The 21,173-nt window shown below is 68.7% G+C and carries 16 protein-coding genes and 4 pseudogenes; 12 read left to right on the top strand and 8 right to left on the bottom strand.

The genetic code is table 11. The features are described 5' to 3' along the window. Positions 1–951 precede the first annotated feature (951 nt). The 4 genes from QQY66_RS48685 (at position 952) to QQY66_RS48670 (ending at position 5,445) form a co-directional block, all read left to right on the top strand. The gene (locus tag QQY66_RS48685; protein WP_301987042.1) at positions 952–1,368 is read left to right on the top strand and encodes a DUF6851 domain-containing protein; all 417 of its coding nucleotides are present in this window, start codon (positions 952–954) and stop codon (positions 1,366–1,368) included. 81 nt (positions 1,369–1,449) lie between these two features. Beyond that, a complete protein-coding gene (locus QQY66_RS48680) occupies positions 1,450–1,644 on the top strand; it encodes a hypothetical protein (protein WP_301987041.1) in 195 nt (64 codons plus the stop codon). Between the two features lie 43 nt (positions 1,645–1,687). Next, positions 1,688–3,262: a DUF6851 domain-containing protein gene (locus QQY66_RS48675; protein ID WP_301987039.1), complete on the top strand. Its 1,575-nt coding sequence runs from the start codon at positions 1,688–1,690 to the stop codon at positions 3,260–3,262. A gap of 584 nt (positions 3,263–3,846) precedes the next feature. After that, positions 3,847–5,445 carry an MFS transporter gene (locus tag QQY66_RS48670; RefSeq protein ID WP_301987038.1) on the top strand — a complete coding sequence of 533 codons (1,599 nt, stop codon included), beginning with the start codon at positions 3,847–3,849 and terminating at the stop codon, positions 5,443–5,445. A 743-nt stretch (positions 5,446–6,188) separates the two neighbouring features. On the opposite strand, the gene QQY66_RS48665 is transcribed toward QQY66_RS48670, so the two are convergent. Beyond that, positions 6,189–6,569 carry a hypothetical protein gene (locus QQY66_RS48665; RefSeq protein WP_301987797.1) on the bottom strand — a complete coding sequence of 127 codons (381 nt, stop codon included), beginning with the start codon at positions 6,567–6,569 and terminating at the stop codon, positions 6,189–6,191. Here QQY66_RS48665 and QQY66_RS48660 point away from each other — a divergent pair. Next, positions 6,532–7,027: pseudogene (locus QQY66_RS48660) on the top strand (transposase); the annotation flags it as partial. The gene QQY66_RS48665 and the pseudogene QQY66_RS48660 sit on opposite strands and share 38 nt — an antisense overlap. Before the next feature lie 561 nt (positions 7,028–7,588). Here the strand turns inward: QQY66_RS48660 and QQY66_RS48655 are convergent. Next, a complete protein-coding gene (locus QQY66_RS48655) occupies positions 7,589–8,029 on the bottom strand; it encodes a head decoration protein (protein WP_301987036.1) in 441 nt (146 codons plus the stop codon). Between the two features lie 89 nt (positions 8,030–8,118). On the opposite strand from QQY66_RS48655, the gene QQY66_RS48650 reads away from it, so the two are divergent. From QQY66_RS48650 to QQY66_RS48640, 3 genes are all read left to right on the top strand, one after another. Next, positions 8,119–9,138, top strand: coding sequence for a DUF4185 domain-containing protein (locus QQY66_RS48650; protein WP_301987034.1), 1,020 nt, complete (start codon positions 8,119–8,121; stop codon positions 9,136–9,138). 238 nt (positions 9,139–9,376) lie between these two features. Continuing rightward, entirely contained in the window at positions 9,377–10,165 is a 789-nt protein-coding gene (locus QQY66_RS48645) for a hypothetical protein (RefSeq protein ID WP_301987032.1), read from the top strand. 511 nt (positions 10,166–10,676) lie between these two features. Beyond that, a complete protein-coding gene (locus tag QQY66_RS48640; protein WP_301987030.1) occupies positions 10,677–10,982 on the top strand; it encodes a hypothetical protein in 306 nt (101 codons plus the stop codon). Positions 10,983–11,445: 463 nt separating this feature from the next. Here the strand turns inward: QQY66_RS48640 and QQY66_RS48635 are convergent. After that, a pseudogene (locus QQY66_RS48635) lies at positions 11,446–11,544 on the bottom strand (transcriptional regulator); the annotation flags it as partial. A gap of 109 nt (positions 11,545–11,653) precedes the next feature. Between QQY66_RS48635 and QQY66_RS48630 the strand changes: the two are divergent. Together QQY66_RS48630 and QQY66_RS48625 are read left to right on the top strand one after the other, a co-directional pair. Then, on the top strand, positions 11,654–12,061 hold the full coding sequence (locus QQY66_RS48630) for a RidA family protein (RefSeq protein WP_301987028.1): 408 nt from the start codon (positions 11,654–11,656) through the stop codon (positions 12,059–12,061). 89 nt (positions 12,062–12,150) lie between these two features. Next, positions 12,151–12,813: a class I SAM-dependent methyltransferase gene (locus QQY66_RS48625; RefSeq protein ID WP_301987026.1), complete on the top strand. Its 663-nt coding sequence runs from the start codon at positions 12,151–12,153 to the stop codon at positions 12,811–12,813. A gap of 343 nt (positions 12,814–13,156) precedes the next feature. On the opposite strand, the gene QQY66_RS48620 is transcribed toward QQY66_RS48625, so the two are convergent. Beyond that, entirely contained in the window at positions 13,157–13,579 is a 423-nt protein-coding gene (locus QQY66_RS48620; protein WP_301987025.1) for a DUF3291 domain-containing protein, read from the bottom strand. 124 nt (positions 13,580–13,703) lie between these two features. Here QQY66_RS48620 and QQY66_RS48615 point away from each other — a divergent pair, with 124 nt between their 5' ends. Beyond that, positions 13,704–14,348: a MerR family transcriptional regulator gene (locus tag QQY66_RS48615; protein WP_301987024.1), complete on the top strand. Its 645-nt coding sequence runs from the start codon at positions 13,704–13,706 to the stop codon at positions 14,346–14,348. Positions 14,349–14,458: 110 nt separating this feature from the next. Here the strand turns inward: QQY66_RS48615 and QQY66_RS48610 are convergent, their stop codons facing one another. The 4 genes and pseudogenes from QQY66_RS48610 to tnpA all read right to left on the bottom strand — a co-directional run bounded on the left by QQY66_RS48610 (position 14,459) and on the right by tnpA (position 17,179). Beyond that, positions 14,459–14,896, bottom strand: a complete 438-nt coding sequence (locus QQY66_RS48610) for a cytidine deaminase (protein ID WP_301987023.1) — start codon at positions 14,894–14,896, stop codon at positions 14,459–14,461. A 21-nt stretch (positions 14,897–14,917) separates the two neighbouring features. Further along, a pseudogene (locus QQY66_RS48605) lies at positions 14,918–15,793 on the bottom strand (IS630 family transposase); the annotation flags it as partial. Then, positions 15,786–16,775: pseudogene (locus QQY66_RS48600) on the bottom strand (RNA-guided endonuclease InsQ/TnpB family protein); the annotation flags it as partial. The pseudogenes QQY66_RS48600 and QQY66_RS48605, both read right to left, overlap by 8 nt. Beyond that, complete coding sequence (tnpA, locus tag QQY66_RS48595; RefSeq protein ID WP_301987752.1) at positions 16,772–17,179, bottom strand: IS200/IS605 family transposase; 408 nt, start codon at positions 17,177–17,179, stop codon at positions 16,772–16,774. The gene tnpA and the pseudogene QQY66_RS48600, both read right to left, overlap by 4 nt. Between tnpA and QQY66_RS48590 the strand changes: the two genes are divergently transcribed. Beyond that, positions 17,178–21,158 (top strand): hypothetical protein, encoded by a 3,981-nt coding sequence (locus QQY66_RS48590; RefSeq protein ID WP_301987020.1) that lies wholly within the window; start codon positions 17,178–17,180, stop codon positions 21,156–21,158. The genes tnpA and QQY66_RS48590 overlap by 2 nt on opposite strands. Positions 21,159–21,173 lie beyond the last annotated feature (15 nt).

The raw sequence follows: 21,173 nt of genomic DNA, 5'->3' as shown, positions 1-21,173 counted from the left end.
TTTTCTTGCCTATGATGAGCAGGCACACGGGCATGGTACGCCCCAATTTCGTCACCCCGCGAATTTCGGCGCCGGGCAGTCGGCATACCAAGAAGATTCCTTTCCCTAATGCACGCCGAGTGACTTTCGAGCGGCGGCTGGTAAGGCCGCTCGCGAACAAGAGGTTCCCTAGAATAAATGATCGACATCGACTGCTTGGAGTACTTGAGGTCCGAAGGCATTGGGGGATGCACTCGACCATCGAGGAATCAGCCCGACAGGTCGATGCGACGTTTTCGCGTCATAATGTCTGGCCGATTCTGTCCACCTAAGAGGGTGGATTCCCGGCGAACTGTGGTGTCATCTTCCCTCTCCAGGACAGCAAGACTCGGAGATCCTGACGCCCCCGCGAGGAAGCACTAGATTGACTGCGGGATCGTCGACGGTGGGCGCTTCTGGAGTCATCCGGCTGACGGGTCGGCCCGTGGCGGGAGTTCGTAACGCTACAGGTTGCAACTCGTCCCCTCATCGAGGGTCGCGGGCAAGCCTAAACATGGACAGCGGAATTCGAGCGTTATCCAAGGAATCCTCAAGCCTGCATCTGACAAGCTCAAGCCGGCTGAGGAAAAGGAGTTTGCGACCGCACCCTTCGTGGGCGCCCCTACCAGGACACCGACCACACACTTCTGGAAATCCAGCTCCTCAAAGAAACGGGGCGCACCATGGCGGCGTCTGGACGAAGACCCGCTCCAGTATCAGCTTTTTCACCACCGCGCAGGTCGCTTCTGCTCGGTAGAGCCAACGGTGCGGCGGCGCCGGCTATGGGACTCGGCGGAACGGCCGCTGCCCGACAGGGCGACGAGCCGCCCAAGATCGACTTTGATCTCGGCACCGGCAGCTACATCGCATGGACCCGGCCCAGCGAAGAGGACCAGGACACCAAGGGGACGGCCCTGGCGCATCTCTGGCCCCATGGACGTGACCGTAATCCTCTGGATGGCCCACGTCGTCCTTGTTTCGTGGTTCGACGCGGTGACGCCCTCCCACCCGACCGCGGTCGGCGTGCACGCCCGGATCCCCCGCCGCCCCTCCAGCGAGTCCACGAACCGGACCATGAACATCGCCTGCTTGCATGCCCAGTACCAGGTGATCAGGGTCATACTGCCGAAGCAGGTGCCGGGCGTCCGGAGCCTGTTCGCCGCGCTCGGCTTGAACCCCGACGACGAGTCGGAGAATCTGACCAGCCCTGTCGGCATCGGCGACGTAGCCGGCACAGCCGCCGTCAAGGCCCGGCTGAGGGACGGCATGAATTTCCTTGGCAACGAGGGCCGGAAGTACGACGGCCAGCCCTTTGAGGACTACACCGGCGACAACCTGGTCGAGCCCTAAACCTTCACCGACCCGAGCCAATTCCCACTGCGTCCGCCCGATCACACCGACCACACCAACGTCCGCGCCTACCAGCGCTCGGTGGACGGGATCCTGGAGGCGCCGGCCTCGCTCACCGACGAGCAGAAGGTGCTCGCGGAGGTCTTCGACAACAGGCTGTGGGGCATCGCCTACTGCCACGGCGACGGGCACCAGCACCGCAGCCCACCGCCGCGCTCAGCCTCCCCCCGCTCCTCTGGTCCCAAGAGCCCAGAGGGCCCATGGCACGGTCATTAATCCCTCTTCCCTCCTCTTTAGAGGCAGGACAAGGAGCATCATCATGACGACTTCCGGACACACTCCTGGCTCAGGTTCCTCTTTGGGCCGTCGACCGCTGCTGGTCGGCGGTGCTTCGGCAGCTGCGCTGTCCATGCTGGCCTTCTCCCGCACGGCCAGTGCCGCCACCGGCGAGAAGGCAGCCGAGATCGACTTCGACCTCGACAAGGACAACTACGTCAAGTGGACCCAGCCCACTGAAGCGCCGGTCGGCGAAGAGGGCAGGCTGGCGCTCATCGGCCCGATGGACGCGACCATCTTCCTGTGGACGAGCCGCGTGGCGATGCTGGCGGCTTTCGACGCACTGGCGCCGTACCACGAGACCGCGGTCGGCGTTTACTCCAGGATCCCCCGCCGCCCCTCCAGCGAGTCCGCCACCAACCGGAACTTGAACATCGCCACCCTCTATGTCCAGCTCGGCATCTGGAAGCGTCTGCTGCCGCAGTTTGCGGGCGGCCTGCGGCAGCTGATGACAGGGCTCGGCCTGAACCCCGACGACGAGTCGGAGAACCTGACCACCCCGGTCGGCATCGGCAATGTGGCGGCCAAGGCCACCTGGGAGGCGCTGAAGAACGATGGCATGAACGTTCTCGGCCACGAGGGCGGCCGTAAGTACCACCCCAAGCCGTGGGCGGACTACACGGGCTACGTGCCCGTGAACACGCCCTACAAGCTGGTCGACCCCTCGCGCTGGCAGCCGCAGCTGGGCGCCCACAACGGCCGTCGTGTCGGCGGCGGCCCGGGGGATATGGGCATCTTCGTCGCTCAGCACTTCGTGACACCGCAGATCGGGCTGACCAAGCCCCACATCTTCCGGCACCCGGACCAGTTCAAGCTCGCCGCGCCCCGTTTCAGCGACCACACCAACCCCCGCGCCTACAAGCGCGCGGTGGACGAGATCGTGGAGGCGTCGGCCTCGCTCACCGACGAGCGCAAGGCGATCGCCGAGATCATGGACAACAAGCTCTGGGGGATCGGGCACCATTCCCTCGTCCTCGCCCGCAAGCACGACCAGAACGACGAGATGGGCGTGCACGGCTGGGTTCAGTGGTCGCTCCGGCACATCCTGGCGACCTTCGACACGCTGATCGCCGCCTGGCACCACAAGGCCGGGTTCGACGCCGTGCGGCCGGTCAGCGCGGTTCGGCACGTGTACGGCCGCAGCAAACTGACGGCCTGGGGCGGTCCGGGCAAGGGCACGGTCAACGACCTTCCGGCCAACGAGTGGGTCGGCTACCTGCCGACGGGCGACCACCCGGAATACCCGTCGGGCAGCACGTCGCTGTGTGCCGCCGCGGCGCAGGCGGCACGGCGCTACTTCGGCTCCGACGAACTGGACTGGACGATCGACTTCCCGGCCGGCACGTCGCGGGTGGAGCCGGGGATCACCCCTGCCAAGGACGTCAAGGTGCACTTCGCCACCTTCTCCGAATTCAACAAGGCGTGTGCCAGGAGCCGGGTGGATGGCGGCGTCCACTTCAGGGAGACGACCGAGAGGTCCCTGGCCTTCGGTGAGCAGTTCGGCGACCTGGCCCACGAGTTCGTAGAGCGGCACGTCAAGGGCAATGTCAAGAACTGACTCCCCTCCGCCGACGAGGGCAATCGCCTCATCCGGCCTCCGCAGACGTCGAGCGCGGTGCCGTTGAGGATCCTGCAGTTCCGGTCACGGAAGAGCGAGCCGGGACGGCGCTGACCTGGTGCTCCTCCAGCGTCACACCAATCCGCGCCGACGCCGGAACGGCGAGTTCCACCCAATCTCGACTGACTCTCAAGCGAGATTGACTATCATTTACTTATGGCTGTCAAAAGTCGCTGGTCGGCGCTGATTGGTCTGACGATCAACATCCTCGTCATCAGTTTCGGTACAGGAAGCCAATGACCAGCGAGGGCGGCGGCATCGCATGAGTACATCTCACCGACGGCACAGTCGCGGCCCGCCACATCCTCGCGGTGCCCGGCCCAGATGCAGGCTCATACCGAGGGCCTGGACGGCCTGAAGCTGCCGATGGAGGAGCTGCCCGACAACATGGGGCGCCGGCCGCCTCCCAGATCAACTCCCTCTGTCGGCGCTGCTGACACCGACACAGCCCTCGCTGCAACACGGGGCGCCACCACAACCTGACCTCCAGCACTGATTCTGCATGCCCTTTTTGAGAGGAATCCATGAGTACGAACCCTGCAAAGGCGGCACCCCCTGACGGGAGCGGCGGGGGCGTGCCGGATGCGCGTCAGCTGCGCGCGATCCTGACCGCCGTCTCGATAGCGCTGATGGCCGTCATCGCGTCAGTGGCCGGGCTGATCGTCGCCCAGACGCAAATGGCCGTCGAGTTCGACGCCTCGCAGGACACGGTCCTGTGGATCATCAACATCTACACCCTCGCCCTGGCCGCGCTGTTGCTGCCGCTCGGTGCGATCGGTGACCGCTTAGGCCGCAAGCCCATGCTGATCGCCGGGCTGGCCGTCTTCGGCGTCGCGAGCATTGCGGGGGCCGTGGCCCCGACCGCTGAGCTGATGCTTGCCGCGCGTTTGGTCGCCGGTGTCGGCGCAGCAATGATCATGCCCATCACCCTGGCCGTCATCACCTCCACTTTCCCCGAGGAGCAGCGCGGCAAGGCGATCGGCGTGTGGACCGGCGTCGCCGGAGGCGGCGGCGTCCTGGGCATGTTCCTCTCCGCCTTTCTCACCGACGTCGCCGACTGGCGCTGGCTGTTCGCCCTGCCCGTAGCCCTGGTGGTCGTGGCCCTGGCCCTGACCCTGAAGTCGGTGCCCAATTCCCATGAGCGCTCCGCCCACGCCTTCGACGCCGTCGGCGCACTGGCATCCACCGTCGCTGTGGTCGGCCTCATCTTCGTCCTGCAGGAGGGACCGGAGAGCGGCTGGACCGAACCTCTGACTCTGATCAGCCTCGCCGTCGGCCTCATCGCCGCGGTCGGTTTCGTGCTCTGGGAGCTGCGCCGCCGGGACGCCGCGCTGCTGGACATGCGCCTGTTCCGTGAGCGCGGCCTGTCCGGCGGCTCGATCACGCTGGTAGTGGTCTTCGGTGTCCAGGGGGGCGTCCAAGTGGTCCTCTTCCCGTTCCTCCAGGCCGTGCTCGACTGGTCGGGACTGCTGTCCGCGGCGGCGCTGATGCCCCTGGCCATCGGGATCATGACGTCCGCCAACGTGGCCCCCAAGATGGCCGTGCGCATCGGCCCCCGCTCGACCATGGCCTTGGGGATCGCGCTGACCGGCGTCAGCCTGGCGCTCATGGCCCTGTTCGTCTCCGTCGACGATGGATACCTGAAGATCCTGCCCGGCATTATTCTCATGGGCGTCGGCATGGGTCTGTCCATGGTGCCGTCCACCGAGGCCATCACCCGCTCTCTGCCGCAGGAGAAGCAAGGCGTCGCCTCCGCCCTCAACGATGTCACCCGCGAATTCGGCACCGCACTCGGCGTCGCCATGCTCGGCGCAATCCTGACGGCCGGCTACCGCAACGCCATCGACGACAGGTTGGACGGCATCCCCGAGGGGACCGCGGACACCGCACGGGACGGCATCGCCAACGCCATCGAGGCGTCGGGCAACGCAGGCCCACAGGCGCAGGACCTGGTCCACGCCGCAAAGCAGTCCTACGTCGACGGATGGCAGCAGTCCATGTGGGCAGGCGTGGTCGTCATGGGCGTGCTGCTCGTCTACATCCTCCTCCGCGGTCCGAGCAATGCCATCCCCGCGGATGCCTCGGAGGAGGCAGAGGACATCGAGATGGTCGCCGCCCGATGACGGCATGAGAACCAAGACCGCAAGATGAAATACCACTGAGCGAGCGCCATCTTGAAGTCGGCTGTTCACAGGGGCTCGCGTGACTCAGTTCCGGGGTCTCATGCTGGTGGCGGATGCACCCTGTGGGGTAGATCGTCCGTCGGGTCAGCGCGCGTGACGGTCCCACCGGCCATTGACATCGTGGTGTGCGCGGACGTGTTCGAGCGGATGCGAAGCATGGCGGTGTATGGAGTGGAGGCGCGGGCGCTGGTCGCGAAGGCCATCGACGCTCTCCACAGACCCAGGACCTGACGGCAGGCGCTCCCCATCCGCTCGGCGGGTGGGGAGCGCTCGTCAGCCAGTTCGAGATACCGCTGGTGCGCAGGGACACAGCAGTACAACAGGCTCGGAGCGGTGGCCACCCAGATCGAGGCGTCTACCAGAGCACGTGCCACCTCGTGCCGACCGCATCGGAAGGGCAGCGGGCACGCACACTGCTCATCTCGGGCGTTCGCCTTCTCGACCTCGCCCTGCTCGGTCTCGAGACGTCCGTAACAAGGAGCATCGCCAAGGTTCACCGGAAGCGTCAGCTGTGGCATCGCACTTTGGAGGTGACACGCCGTCGACCACCCAGCGCAGCCGCTCGTCGCGAAGCGACTCCACCCCAGCTACCCGGGGATTGGCGGGCCGATGCAGCTGGTGCAGATGCTGCCCGCGCGTGCACGCGCCCAAGATCGGCGCTGCAGAGTCCGGTAGACGCCGACTCAGGTCACACCCACCAGGTTCAGCACCGAGAGCACATCGCCCGATACCAACGCCATCGTGTAATCGTGTAGCGGGCGTCCTGTTGCCCACACCGCCAGGACGGCGAGCAAGGTGGTCTTGCCGATGGTCGGCCTGCCGACCATGTGCACCACGTCCTCGATGGACAACCGCCACGCGGGACACAGACCGCGCGCCCCGCGTACGTGCAGTCGCAGGTCATGGATTCTCTTGTGCCAGTTGTTGTTCCTCCCCGCCGACGCGTCGAACGAGGACTTCACCCACTCGCGGCAGAACTCGCTCGGAGCACCGCCGATCAGCAGTAGCTCGCGAGAAGGCCGTGTACGCCAGACCCTGATCCGCACCAACTCCGCGAGCAGCACCCATGACTTCGTGGCCTGGCTGGCCCGGCGAGGACGGTGGTTGTCCTACTCGGTCGGCATGGTGATCACGGATGCGATTCACGAGCAGGTGCTCAAAGTTCCGGCATCCGCCTGGATACCGGCCGTCGAGGCAGGCGGCGAGATCCGTGACGGCGCATGGTCGCCGAACTCACCGGCGACGTCCTGGAGGGTTGGCCGAAGGGGAGGCGGCTGATCGTCCGCAAGGAACGGCCCCACCCGGGAGCCCAGTTGAGGCTGACCGATGCGGACGGCATGTGGCTTACCTGCTTCCCCACCAACACATCCGGCCGGCCAATCGCGGAGCTCGAGCTCCGTCGCCGGCTGCGGGCCCGGGCCGAGGACCGCATCCGGGCCGCCCGGGCCACCGGGTTGCGGACCCGCCCCCCCTCCACCGCACCGCCCAGCACCGCATCTGGCTGGAGATCGTGCAGACCGCGCCTCGCTGGTAGGCGTCGTCCAGGAAGGCGTTCACCGCCCAGGGGAGCCGACCCGTCAGGGGTAGCCAGACTCGGACCAGGACCACCCACCGGCCCCAAGCCGTCAACGTGCCGACCCCAAGGCCGACCGCAAAGCCGCTCGCGAGCCCAGTCGTGACCCCCTTCTCGAACCCGTTCGCAGGCGCGACGACGATTCCATACCCGAGCCCGATCGTCAGTTCGACCGCAAGCACTTGGGCGAGCACGGTCCTGCGGTTCGTGTTCAACAGATCCGACGGGCTTACCGAGGATTCTGTCTCGATGAGAGCCTCAAGCCCGGCCATGAGAGCGAGTACGAGCCCGACCGCCAGTCCGAGTGCAAGCCCGGCCAGGAGCCAAAACCCGAGCGTCGAGGCGATCACGGTCCAGGGGTAAGCGGGGCAACCCACATAGACCGCCCTTGCGAGCCCAAAGGTGACTCCGAAGACCAGCCCGCCCGCGAACCCGCCCCGAATTCTGGGGAGGAAATTCTCCTTGACTCTCTTCGACCCGCCGCGGATTTGATTGTGCATGCGAGACGGTTCAAATGCGCCGCCTACCTGGAGCGTTGATGAAGGCGGTCGTGCTCGCGGCGGCCGGGGGCGCGAAGGCGACGGGCTGCTTCGCCGCATACACCTCGCCGCGCCAGAGCAGTGCGCCCGCGGTCTTCGCGGAGCCGGGGGTGAATGCGGTCTCGGCAACGAGGAATCCGGCGAGGATCTGGGTGCCGCCGCCGGCCGCGGAGTTGTACGGGGCATACAGACCAGATGCGGTGATCTCGCCCAGCGGGATGCCGGACTTGATGATGTTGCGGGGCTGGTTGAGCGTGCCCGCCGTGTGATGGACGCCCGACGTCAGCTTGCTGGTGTCGGCGGTGATCGTATCGCTCGGGAGGGGTCCCCGGTCCGGCCTGTCATCGTCATGACCGGTCCGGGCGGCTGTAGCGCATCGGGGGTGTCCACGGGTCCGCCAAGGGCTGACCACACGACAGAGCTGAGGAACGAGGCAACATGAAACGAGCTACGTTCTTAAGGACCGCGGCGGGAGCCGCCGTCGCGGGCGCGCTGGGGTCGTTGGCCCCCGCTACCGCCCGGGCCGCGTCGTCCCCGCGGCAGTTGCAGGTGAACAAGATCGCCGACCTCACCGGTCCGGGCCTGACGACCCGTTTCCGCATGGAGGCCACCGACCTGGGCATCCCCGTCCCCACGGCCGACGGCCGTCTGCTGTTCTTCTTCGGCGACACCTTCGAGGGCCCGGCCGTCGGCGCCGGCTGGTGGCGCTCCCCGGTGGCGCTGTACTCGACGACCACGGACCTGAACGCCGGGGTCACCTGGTCCGGCGCGGTCGGTGGTGAGGCCGCGCAGCAGCTGTGGCCGTACGACCACAACAACGGTGAGTACTCCACCATCCTGCCCACCGACGGGATCACCATCGGCAGCACCACCTACCTGCACGTCATCCTGAACCAGGGGGAACTGGGCAACGTGGTGCGCACGGAGCTCTGGCGCTCGGACGACTACGGCGCGACCTGGGCCTTCACCGGCGCGACATGGCCCCCGGACGTGCACGGCGGGTTGTTCCAGCAGCTCAGCTGGAGCCTGGGGAACGACGGGTTCGTGTATCTCTACTCCACCGGCTTCCAGCGCGACAAGCCGATCATCCTGCAACGGGTCCGCGCCGAGGCGATCGCCGACCCGGCGGCCTACGAGACCTGGGGCTTCCTGAACGGAGCATGGGCCTGGGGGAACCCGCCCACGCCCATCCTGGAGGGCGCCTTCGGCGAGCTGTGCCTGCGCCCGATGCCGGCAGAAGGGAAGTGGATCCTTACCTGGTTCAACGCCGGTGACTACCGCATCGACGCCATCGTCATGGACACCCCGACCTCCGACCTCACCACTGCCCTCCGCCAGACCCTTATCTGGGGCACGGATTGGGGCAACGAGGACGACACGCACGTCGCGCAGCTGTACGGCGGATACGTCATCCCGGGCTCCACGCTGAACGACCTGCACTTGGCGGTCAGCCAGTGGCACAGCGAGGACAACTGGCCCTACCGGGTGATGCAGTTCCGCGCCCGCGGCCTGTGGCCGTGACCAGCTCATGACGATGCCCGTCCGGCTCCGCGGCGAGGCCGGTGCTCACGGCGGCCAGGAACGCGTCCCGTAAGGCGCGCCGGTGGCGCAGGCTTCCCTTCCCGGCCATGCCCCAGATCAGGGCGTGGACGGGACGGTGCTCGGCAAGTTGTCGCTCGGCTGTCTGCGGGACCGGTCCCGCAGACACGGCCATAGCGTCAGTGACGTGGGTTCGTGTTCAGCGAGTTGACGGAGCGGGATGGACAGTGTCGGGGTCCTCGTCGAGCGGGTGGAGTCGGGCGGCTGGTGGGAGCGCCGCCGAGCCGTGCGGCGGCTCTCGAAGCTTCAAACGCCGACCTCGGTCCGGGCTCTTGCGGTGATCGCCGTGTCCCTCTTGGTGTCTCACAGGGACGCCAAGGTCGCGGACAGCGCGCGGACGGCGTTCACCGGGCTTGCCGAGCAGCCCCTGGTGGATGCGGCCTGCGATGCGCTGCTGGAGACGGGCGATCCGTGGCTCGCCCGTCTGGTCAAGGAGGCCGGCCACCGGCATTCGGATGGTCAGCGTGATGCGGTGTTGTCGTTCCTGACCGGCGACGTCGAGCGATACCGCAGGCTCGATGCGACGGGGACGGCGCTGCGCGAGGTGCACGAGCGCGGCGACGACATGCTCCGTTTCCACCTGGCCGAACGCGCCCGCGACGAGACGTGCCTGCAGTGGGTACGGGCGGTCGTGGGCGGGCGGCCATCCAGGCGGTTTGCCATGGTGACCGACCGGGACTGGTCGGCCATCGCCGGGATTCTCGGCGCGACGGAGCGGTGGGAGTCCCTGTGGCGGCTGGCGTTCGCAGCACCGCCGGCTTGGGGAGGGCGGATGCTGCGCATGCTCGACGAGGCGGAGTGGACACCCGCTGACCCCGTCGAGCAGCGCGCGTTCGCCGAGTTGAGCGCCCTCGCCCGCGCGAGCCGAGCGGTACTGGACTGCGGATGGGTTCCAGCCGATCCGACCCGTTGTCCGGAGTCGAGGGCAGCGTGCGAAGCCTGGTGGTGACGCCGGACGGCTCCCGCGTGTGTGTCGGCACCGATCGCGGAGTGCGCCTGTGGGCGCTGCCTTCGGCCACGGACTTCTCTTGGCACATGATCGACGCGGGCCAGAACGTCGCGGGGGGCCGGGACTACCGCAGACCCTGGTACAACGACAACCGCCTGCTGGAGAACGACCGGTTCTGGGTGCGCGTCATCCTCCCACCCGGCGGCGCGGCCGCGGCTCCCGACTGGCTGCCCCCTCGAAGAGCTGACCGTACGCTCCCGGCGGGACCCGGCCGAGGCCGGGACGACCGAGACACTGCTCATGGCCGGGACGTGCCACTCGCGGTGCGTCCCGGCCCTCGAAGCCGGCAAGGAGGTGCGCAGCCATGGCCGAGACCATGCCCGGGGGATCTGAGGGCACAGGACCACTCACGCGCGCCAGCGAGCTTGTGTTCGTCGAGAGCAACACCTATGCGATCGTCAACCCGTAAGACCCACCCCGGCGTTTCGTCAATCCCGTGGAGGCCGGCGTCGTGGCCGTCACCGAGGAAGGCGCGACGGCGGCATCGGTGACCTGTGGCACGCACATCGGCGACGTCCGGATCACCGCGGAGACCTGGTCCGTATCACCGCCGGTCGACGACGCCTCCTGGGACAACGTCGCGGAAGCCTCCCTCCCTTGGTCCGGCGATGCCATGACCCTGTGGGGCTCGGACACCGACGCGGGTGAGGGCGACGAGCCGGAAGAGCACCTGCTGCAGGTCTGGCCGGCCGAACCGGGACCGTACCGCGTCCTCAAGACCACCGACCGCACCGGCGACTACTGGCGCTCCCGGTAGCCACCCGCCGCGTTCAGCGCAGGGCAGGTGCCCTGGCGGGCGCACGGAGCGATCGTGTCGGACTCGGACCGTCGACCGCCCTGCCGTAACAACGAATCCAGCAGCAGGTGAGCTCGGTTCGGGGCACCCTGTCGGTGTTTCCACCGGTGGGTTTCCCCGAACCTCCCGAACCCGGCGTGCCCGTTACCGAGCACCGGGCTCTCCACAAGTCCCGGCGAACCTGCCGGTGTTCCTCACGCAGTGCTCGGCCACGGCGGTGGGAACTTCGTTCCCCGGTAGCGGTAGTAAGTGATCTTCACCGCGGACGGGTCGAACAAGACCACATCGCCGGTGGCGGCCACTATCCGTCGCAGGCGAATCTGCGGCGGAGTTCCTTCCAGGTGGCGCGGCGGTGTTTGCGGCGCAGCCATCCAAAGCACGCACCGAGAGCGTGGGTGAGCATCTTGGTGCCGACACCCTCGATCTTGTTGGCGACGTCCGAGAAGGTCTGCCGCGCCAGGGAGTCCGCGCGCCGCAGGTCAGCGTCCTCGGGCAAGCCCTTGAGCAGCCGCTTGGTCACCATCAGGTTCCCCAGTCACCGAAAAGTGCGTTCTTCCAAGTCATCGCTCACTCTCCTACGGTGCCTGAGTAACCACAAGAGAGCATTTCTTCTCGCAACGGAGGCAGGCAGCATGGCCATCACTCTGGTGAACCCCGACGGACTGCCGAAGGTCGACGCCTATCGGCAGGTGTCGATCGCGACCGGGTCGAAGCTGGTCTTCATCGCCGGTCAAGTCGCCTGGGACGCCGACGGGGTCACGGTGGGCGCAGGCGATCTCGCCGCTCAGGTCGAGCAGTGCTACCTCAACATCGCCACCGCCCTGGCCGCGGCCGGCGCCACCTTCGACGACGTGGCGAAGGTGACCATTTACGCCGTCGACTGGGTCCCGGACAAGATGCCTCTCCTCCTGGACGGGCTCGGCCGGGCGGCGGCGAGGCTGGGGATCACCCCGGTCCCGCCGGGCTCACTGCTGGGCGTCGCGGCACTGGATGTGCCTGAGCATCTGGTCGAGGTCGAGGCCGTCGCCGTCATCGACTGATGCCGGGCGCGGCCATCGACTGAAGCGGGCTACGGCGGGAAGGCATGGGCCGGCGGTCGGGTGTCAGTGCTGTCGCCTAGATTCCCCTCATGAATGAGCCGTCCTACCTCGCTGCTGTCCGTGAGTCGTACGACACCGTCGCCGCCGCCTATACCGAACGCGTCCCGGACCCGCGTGAGTTGGATCCGTTGTCGCGGGCGATGCTGGGGGTCTTCGCCGAGTTCATGCAGGGCGGCGGGCGGGGACCGGTCGCGGATCTGGGGTGCGGGCCCGGGAAGGTGACGGCGTATCTGGCCGGGCTGGGCGTGCCGGCGTTCGGTGTCGATGTGTCGCCGAGGATGGTCGAAATGGCCCGTGAGGCCTATCCGGAGCTCCGCTTTCTGGTGGGGTCGATGACCGCGCTCGAGATCGAGGACGGTGGGCTTGGGGGGATCCTCGCCTACTACTCCACCCATCACACGCCGCCGGAACTGCTGCCGACCGTGTTCGCCGAGTTCCACCGCACCCTCGCACCCGGGGGCCGGCTGTTCATGGCCGGATACGCGGGAGACGGTGAGCGGCTGCGGCCGGAGACGGCATACGGCGGTCATCCGGTGTCGTTCACGTCGTATCTGCAGCCCGCGGACCAGCTTGCCGAACTGCTCGAGCAGGCCGGGCTCGTCGTCACCGCGCGGCTCGTACAGGCACCCGGCGACGGTGCGAAAAGGACGGTCGCCGGCTTCCTGGCCCAAAAACCCGATGACGGGAGCTGATACGGCGGTCTCGGGTGATGCACCAGCGCGGGATCTTGGTGATCGAGACGGGCGCGTTGATGGAGGTCGCGGCCGCTCGGGGTCGCCGGGAAGACCGGGAGCGGGGGCGAAATCGGCGTAGGCGCGGGCCAGTTCGAGGCGTTCGCCCGAAGGTGCCCGGGTGCGCCGCCGCCCGGGCGAGTGTCCACGGGCGCGGCGCGAGGGCCTGTGTGGCTGCGGTCAGGCGCAGGACGATGCCCGCGGACCCTCGGCAGCGTGCAGACGGTGTGCGGTACGACGCGAAGGGCACGCCGGGCGTCGGCGGTGCCCGGGTGCGGGAACCCCGGAGCCGAGGGCTGGTTGATCAGCCGGCGGCTCCGCTGCCCGCCGCGTCGTTGCGGGCCTGCTCGGTCAGGCGCTGTTCGGCCTCGGCCCAAGTAAGGGGCAGCTGACCGGCGTCGACCTCCCAGAAGGTGAAGGTGGAGGTGCGCATCGTCGGGCGCAGGGACGTCATGATGCCGCGGTGCGGTTCGGTTCTGGCGTACGTGTACAGCGCATCGCGGTCTTCCCAGGCCGACAGCGTGCAGAACACGCGTTTGAGCGGCCGGGCGATGAGCGAGGCGCCGTATGCGCCCGGGGCGTTGCGTACCTGGCTCCAGGCGGCCAGGGAGCGCAGGAAGAAGCGGGGAACGTCTGTGGCCGACCGGACTTCGAAGCGGGATGCCATGACGAACGCGGTGCCGTGCGGCGGGGGCGGATTCGGGATGGTCCAGGGCAGTGTCGGCACGGTGGCCTCGCCTTCAGGGAGTGGTGAGTGACACTATCCATAGTAGGCAGCGACACTATCCATTAGCCAGCGGGATTCAGGACCCCGTGGAATCACCAGCGGGACAGGGAAGGGGCGGTGCCTGATGCGGGTCTCCGAGCTGAGCCGTCGCAGTGGTGTCTCCATCCCCACGATCAAGTACTACCTGCGGGACGGGCTGCTGCCGCCCGGCCGGGCCACGGCCGCCAACCAGGCCGACTACGACGAGAGCCATCTGCGCCGACTGCGTCTGATCCGCTCGCTGATCGGGGTGCGCGGACTGTCGGTCAGTGCCACCAAGGACGTACTGGCCGCCGTGGACGAGCATCTGGGGGATGTGCATGTGCTGCTCGGGCTGGTGCTGGGGGTCGTGCCCGCCGAGCGCCGCAGCACGCCGGACGAACCGGATGACTCGGGTGGCGCCGATACGGCCGGGCTGTCCGAAGTCGCGGCGCTGACCGCGGAGATGGGCTGGCAGACCTCCCCGCACCCGCCCGCGGCCCTCGTCGTCGCCGAGACGCTTGAGACGCTGCGCGCACTCGGAGTGGACTTCGACTGGCGGTCCTTGCTGCCGTATGCCGAACTCGCCGACCGCACCGCCGCGTTGGACCTCGACCAGCTCCAGGACGCGGGCGATCCGCTGGAGCAGGCGGAGCGCGCCGTCCTGCTGACCGTCCTGCTGGAGCCCGCACTGCTGGCTCTGAGGCGGCTTGCGCAGGAACACCACTCGCGGCGGCGGTACGGCGGATGACGGTCGCGGCGTCCCGGGGAGCCGGGCTCCCCTCCCCCACCTTCAGCGTGCGAGCAATCCTGCAGCTAGTGCCGCCGCAGGCAACGTTTGCCCTGTAACCGCCTGGGGCCTCAGTTCGTGCTGAGTGGTGCGCTCTCCTCCGCGTCGAGCTGGTGGTCCGCCCATATGTAGCTTTCGGGAAGCAGGTCAGTGACGGGCACCGTTCGGAGTCCGTCTTTTGTCCCGACGATGACCTTGAGGGCTGGAAAGTAGTCAAGAAGGACCTGGCGGCAGCGGCCACATGGGGGCACGACGCCTCGGTCACGGTCACCCACGGCGACAATGGTGTCCAGGTCATAGGCACCCTGGGCGGCAGCGGTGCCGATCAGGACCAGCTCCGCGCAGGGGCCTCCGGTGAAGTGGTAGGCGTTCACCGCGGTGACGATCCGGCCGTCCCGGGCGCGGGCCGCAGCCGCCATGGTGTGGTTGTCGCCCCCGCAGCGTGTGGCCGCGACGTGCGCCGCTGCCCGGATCAGTTCGTGGTCGACACAGTCGGTGTGTGTGGTCATCTTCCCTGCCTTCATGCGGTTTCAGGCGACGTTGGCCCTGTCCACGACGGCGCGCAGGCGCCGGTCGTCGGCGTGGTGGTTTCGCCAGATGATGTAGCGGCGGATCATGCTGCCCTGCTCCTTGTGGCTGGCGTGGTCGGTGCCATCAAGGGTGAAGTAGCACAGGGCGGTGAACTGGGCTTCGATGCGGTTGAGCCAGGAGCTGTTGGTCGGGGTGTAGGCGATCTCGACGTTGTTCGCGGCCGCCCAGGTGCCGACCCGCTGGCACTTCTTCGTGGTCAGGTGCGGGGAGAAGTTGTCACAGACGATCGCGATACGGACCTCGGGCGGGTAGAGGCTACGCAGGTAGCGGCAGAACTCCAGGAACTGAGTGCGCTTTTTGACCGGCTTGATGTGGCCGTAGAGCTTGTCCTTGGCCAGGTCCAGGGCGGCGAACAGGTGACGTACTCCGCCGTAGCGGTTGTAGGTCGCCCGCCGCCTGTGGCGTGGTTCGCGGTCGGGGTCCTTGTGCTTGCCCCCGCGTTCGGCCCACTGCCGGCCCGGGTGGGGCATCAGGTTGAGCGGTCCGAACTCGTCCATGCAGAAGACGACTTCGGGCTCGTCCTCCTCGGGTATCACCTCGCCGTCGGCGATCGCGTAGAGGTGTTCGACGCGGGCCTTCTTGGCCCCGTAGTCGGGGTCGCGGGAGGTCTTCCAGGTCTTCAGGCGTTGAAAGGAGACGCCTTCCTCGCGGAGCAGGATGCGCAGTCCCTCGTGGCTGATGTCGTCGACCACCCCCTCGGCGACCAGGAAGTCCGCCAGCTTGGTCAGGCTCCAGGTCGAAAAGGGCAGGTCGTGTTCGGTCGGCTTGGACTTCGCGATCTTCTTGATCTCGCGCCGCTCGGGCAGATCCCAGGAATACCCCCCAACCCGCGTCAAGAATGCTGCGGTTGAGTCCGGCCTTCGAGGCGGCGCCGTTCGGCAGGAACGCGCCGGGGGTCTCGGGGTCGGGCTTCGGTTTGGGGGTGCGAACCATGTTCGCGATGTTCAGCCGCTCATGCGCGATCTGGTCGTAGTCGCGGACCAGGGCGAGCGCGGCTTTGTGCGCGTGGTCGGTGCGCTGACGGCGCACCTTGCGGTGCAGCTTGGCCACCTTCTCCACTGCCCGGCGGTGCTTGGCGGTGCGGTTCTCCCGCTTCCGGCGCGGGAACACCTTGAGGGCGCGCTGAGCTTCGGCCAAGGCGTCGGCGTTGCGCTTGCCGTGCCGAGGGTTTTCGACGTGCGTGCCCTCGGACGTGGTGAGGAAGTGCGTGACACCCATGTCGATGCCAGTCACCGCGCCCGTGGCCGGGAGCGGTTCGGCGGGCACGTTGTCACAGGCGAGGACGACGTACCACTGCCGCCCCTCGCGCTTGATGCTGACGGTCTTGACCCGCCCCTTGACAGACCGGTGCTGGTGCACGCGGACGTGCCCGACGCCTTGCAGCCGTACTCGGGTGACGGGGTCGTGTGGGGTGGAGTCCCACCGGCAGCCGTCCCGGTCCTTCGGGAACTCCACGGTGTCGAACCAGTTCACGCCCCGGAACCTGGGATGTCCGGGCTTCTCACCGGCCTTCACGCGGCGGAAGAAGGCTTGGAACGCCTTGTCCAGGCGGCGCAAGGTGGCCTGCTGCGAGGAGAACGACCAGCGGCCTTGACGCTCGGGGTCGACCGCCCGGATCTCCTTGAGCGGCGCGGACTGCTGCCCGTACTTGATCGAGGTCTTCGAGGCGTGCCGGTAGGCGTCGCGGCGTTCCTGCAAGGCCCCGTTGTAGAGGGAGCAGTGATCCCGCAGCATCTCGCCCAAGGCTTGAGCCTGGCGGGTGGTGGGGCGAAGGAGGAACTTATAGGCGCGTATCACGCGTTGCCCTCCTTCTGCTTCTTCGTCCAGGGCCGTTCCCACTGCGTGTTGATGTACTTCTCCACCGTGTCCGCGCTGACCGCGCCGACCGAGGCGACGAAGAACGACGACGACCACAGCGTGGGCATACGGCTCTTGAGGTGCGGGAACTCCTCCCGCAGCACGCTGGAGGTGAACCCCTTGAACGGGTTCGCGACGTAGGAGGCGGAAGCCTTCGGATCGCGCTTGACGAACAGGTGCACGTGATCGGGCATCACCTCAAGGGCGGTGATCTCCCAGCCCTTCTCGGCGGCCTTCTGCTCGATCAGCTCACGCAGCCGGACCGCGACCCTGCCACCGAGCACGCGACGGCGGTACTTGGGGCACCACACCACGTGGAGCCGGGGCGTGGCGGGTGCACCGATGAGTGAAGCCGGCCGCGAGCACCGCCCCCGGGTCGGCCGACCACAGCGTCCGGTGGACCCGTCCTCCGGACCGGTGGCCAAACTGGCGTGGGGACTGCGGGAGTTACGGGCGCTCGCGGGCTCGCCCGCCTATCGGGTCCTGGCGAAGAAGGCGCACTATGCGGCGAGCACCCTGGCCGACGCGGCCAAGGGCGACCGGCTCCCTACGCTGGAGGTGACGCTCGCGTATGTGCGGGCTTGCGGCGGCGATGCCGGTGAGTGGGAGGCGCGGTGGCTTGCGGCCGCGCAGGCGTTGAACCGTGACGTGCCCGAACAGGCCCCCGAGGAGACTGCCGACGAGAGACCGCCCTGCCCCTACCCGGGGCTGGCCGCTTACACCGAGCGGGACGCCGAGGTGTTCTTCGGCCGGCGAGGGCTGGTCGAGCAGACAGTCCTGGCAGTCGAGCGCCCGGGCCAGACCTCGCTGACCGCGGTATTCGGGGCCTCCGGAAGCGGCAAATCCTCCCTCATCCATGCCGGGGTGCTGCCTGTGCTACGACCGCGGTTGCGCCACTACCGCCTGACGCCGGGTGCCCGGCCGCTGAGCGAACTGGCCCGAGCAGCCGTGCATTTGACCCACGCGGCGGCCGGACCGGCTGAGGATGAGCGTGACGAGCACGCTGACCGGGCGCCGGTGGCGGACTCACCCGCAGACCGGCCGGACACCACCGGGCGTGAAGCGGGCAGGTCCCGCGACGAAGCGGTCCAGTCACTGGCCTCACGCCTCAGCGAGGACCCCGCTGCCCTCTGTGCCGAACTGAGTATCCGGCCGGCCGGGCATGGCTCGCAGGACGACGGACTCCTGCTGGTCATCGACCAGTTCGTGGAGGTGTTCACGTTGTGCCCGGACGCGGCCGAGCGGGACGCCTTCCTCACCGCCGTGGCTGCCCTGGGCGGTGTCCCCGACGACGGGATCCGGGTCCTGCTGGCCGTGCGCGCCGACTTCTACGCCCACTGCTGTGCACATCCCAGCCTTGCGGGCGTGCTGCGCGAGAGCCGGCAGCTGCCCATCGCGGCACCCTCTGGCGCTGAGCTGCGCGAGATCGTCACCGGACCGGCCACGCACCTGGGCGTGACTGTCGATCCGGACCTGGTCGGCACCCTGCTCGCCGAGGCCGACGGCCGACCCGGATCGCTTCCGCTACTGTCGCACGTACTGCGCCAGACCTGGCTGCGAGGCAGCGGACCGGCACTGCGGGCGCCCGACTACCAGGCCAGCGGAGGCTTGCGCGGCGCGGTGGCCCAGAGCGCGGAAGCGGTGTACACGTCGGCCGACGAGCGGGAGCGGGAGGTCCTACGCACCGTCTTCCTGCGGCTGACCGCGCTCGGTGAGGGCACCGAGGACACTCGGCGCCGGATCTCCCGGGCCGAGCTGGCCGGACTCGCCGACCCTGGCACCGTCGGCAGGCTGCTCGACACGCTGGCCGCCGCACGGTTGGTCACCCTCGGCGAGCACGGCGCGGACAGCGTGGAGGTGTCCCACGAGGCGGTGATCGGCGCCTGGCCGCGGCTGCGCGGATGGCTCGCCGACGACCGCGAGGACCTGCTCACCCATCGCCGACTGACCGAGGCGGCCATCTCCTGGGACGAGTTCGACCACGACCGGGAGCTGCTCTACCGCGGCGGCCGGCTCGCCGCCGCGCAGAGCTGGACGCAGCGCCACGGCAGCAGCATGAACGACCTGGAGAGAACCTTCCTCGCTGCCAGCTCCGTCGGCGACCGCAGGCGCACGCGCCGCTCCCGCCAGGTCACCGGCGGTATGGCGGTGCTGCTGGTGCTGGCCCTCGTCGCGGCCGTGGTTGCGGTGCGGGCCGAGCGGTCGGCGAACGACCAGCGGGATCGCGCCCTGTCCGAGAAGGTCGCCGAAGAGGCCGCCGACCTGCGTCGGGTCGACCCCGCGCTGGCGGCCCAGCTGAGCCTGGCCGCGTACCGCCTGTCCCCCACGCTCGCCGCCCGGGGCGCGCTGCTGAGCAGTTTCGCCGCGCCCATGGCCACCCGTCTGCGGCACGAGGTGAACACCGTGGCGTTCAGCCCCGACGGCCGGCGGATGGCCACCGGAGGAGACGACCGAAAGATCCGCATCTGGGACGTCACCCGACCCCCGAAGGTGATCGCGACCGCCCCCGGGGACCAGCCGGAGGACGTCGAGTCGCTGGCGTACAGCGCCGACGGCCGGATCCTGGTGAGCGGGGCATACGACGGCTCGGTCCGGATCTGGGACGTCGCCGCAGGAGACACACTGGAGCTGCTGATCGGGCTCCCCGCGCACCGCGAGGCCGTGTTCCGCGTGGTGCTGAGCCCGGACGGGCGGACCCTGGCCACGGCGAGCGCGGACGGCACGGCAGGGCTGTGGGACGTCTCCCGGCCGCGCTCCGCGCGCCGGCTGGCACTGCTGACGGGTCATACGGCGACCGTCGGCGCGGTCGCCTTCGCGCCGGACGGCCGGACGCTGGCGACCGCCTCGGATGACGGCCGTACCGCGCTGTGGGACGTGGCGGACTCCCGCCGACCACGCCGAGTGGCCTGGCTGCCGACGCGCGAAGGCGCGGTGTCCGGGGTCGCGTTCAGCCCCGACGGGCGTACGCTCGCGGCGGCCGGCGCGGACCACCAGGTCCAGCTGTGGGACGTCTTTGATCGCGCCGAGCCGGCTGCCCGTACTCCGCTGACCGGGCACACCGCGCCCTTCCTTGCCGTCGCCTTCAGCCCGGACGGGCGGACGGTGGCGACCGGCGGCTGGGACCAGGCTGTACGGCTGTGGGACCTATCCGACCGCCGCCGGCCCCGCCCCCTGGAACAGCTCGCCAACCACACCAACAACATCTGGTCTCTTACCTTCAGTCCAGACGGCCGGACGCTGGCCTCGGCGAGTTCGGATCACACCGTCGCCCTCACCGACGTACCCGGGGCGGTGCTGGGCGGCCACGGAGAGGCCCTGTCGACTGCGGCCGTCAGTCCTGACGGGCGACTTGCCATCGTCGGCAGCGAGGACTACACCGCGCGACTGTGGAACATCCACGGCCCCGACCGGCGACCCGTGCCGATGGCCACCCTGACCGGGCACACCGGGCAGGTCAAAGCCGTGGCCTTCAGCCGGGACGGCCGCACAGCGGCGACCGGGAACATCGACACCACGGTCGGGCTGTGGGACGTCACGTCCCCCACCCGACCGATGCGCGTGGCGTCCGTCCGGACGGGTGCGGACGTGCGGACGGTCTCGCTCTCGCCGGACGGCCACCTGATCGCGACCGCCGGAGGCGGCGTCCCCCGGATCCGGCTCTGGGACGCCAGCGACCCGCGCCGGCCGCGAGCCGCCGGCGTACTGGAAGAGGACGCCGGTTCCATCTCCGTGGCGTTCAGCCCGCACGGAGGCGTACTGGCCGTCACCACCTTGAACGATGTGCACCTGTGGGACGTCCGCCGCCCCTCCAAACCACGACGTCTGGGCACGGTGGCAGGACACACTGACACGGTCCAGGCCGTGGCGTTCGCGTCCGACGGCCGCACGCTGGCCACCGCCGGGCTCGACGGCACCGCCCGCCTGTGGGACGTCGGCGATTCGGGACGGCCTCGCGCCCTCGCCATGCTGACCGGCCACGTCGGTGGTGTCCAGGGCGTGACCTTCGCACCCGGCGGCCGTACCCTCGCCACCGCAGGCCAGGACGGCACCGCCCGCCTGTGGGACGTCAGCGACCTGCGCCATCCGCGGGCCGACGCCGTGCTCACCGGCCACACCGGCCAGGTATATGCCGTCGCGTTCGCCCCGCACGACGGCACGCTACTCACATCGAGCGAGGACCGGACCGCCCGGCTGTGGCCAACCCGCCTGCAGCCGACGGCAGCGCGGATCTGCGTCCTGGCCCATCCCCGCATCACGCGCGCCGAGTGGCGCCGCTACTTCCCCGCCATCGCGTACGACCCGCCCTGCCCTACCGACCGCTGACACAGCACGCGACAC

It is taken from the genome of Streptomyces sp. DG2A-72, from assembly GCF_030499575.1.
Lineage (GTDB): Bacteria > Actinomycetota > Actinomycetes > Streptomycetales > Streptomycetaceae > Streptomyces.
This window is presented reverse-complemented; position numbering and strand designations above follow the sequence as displayed.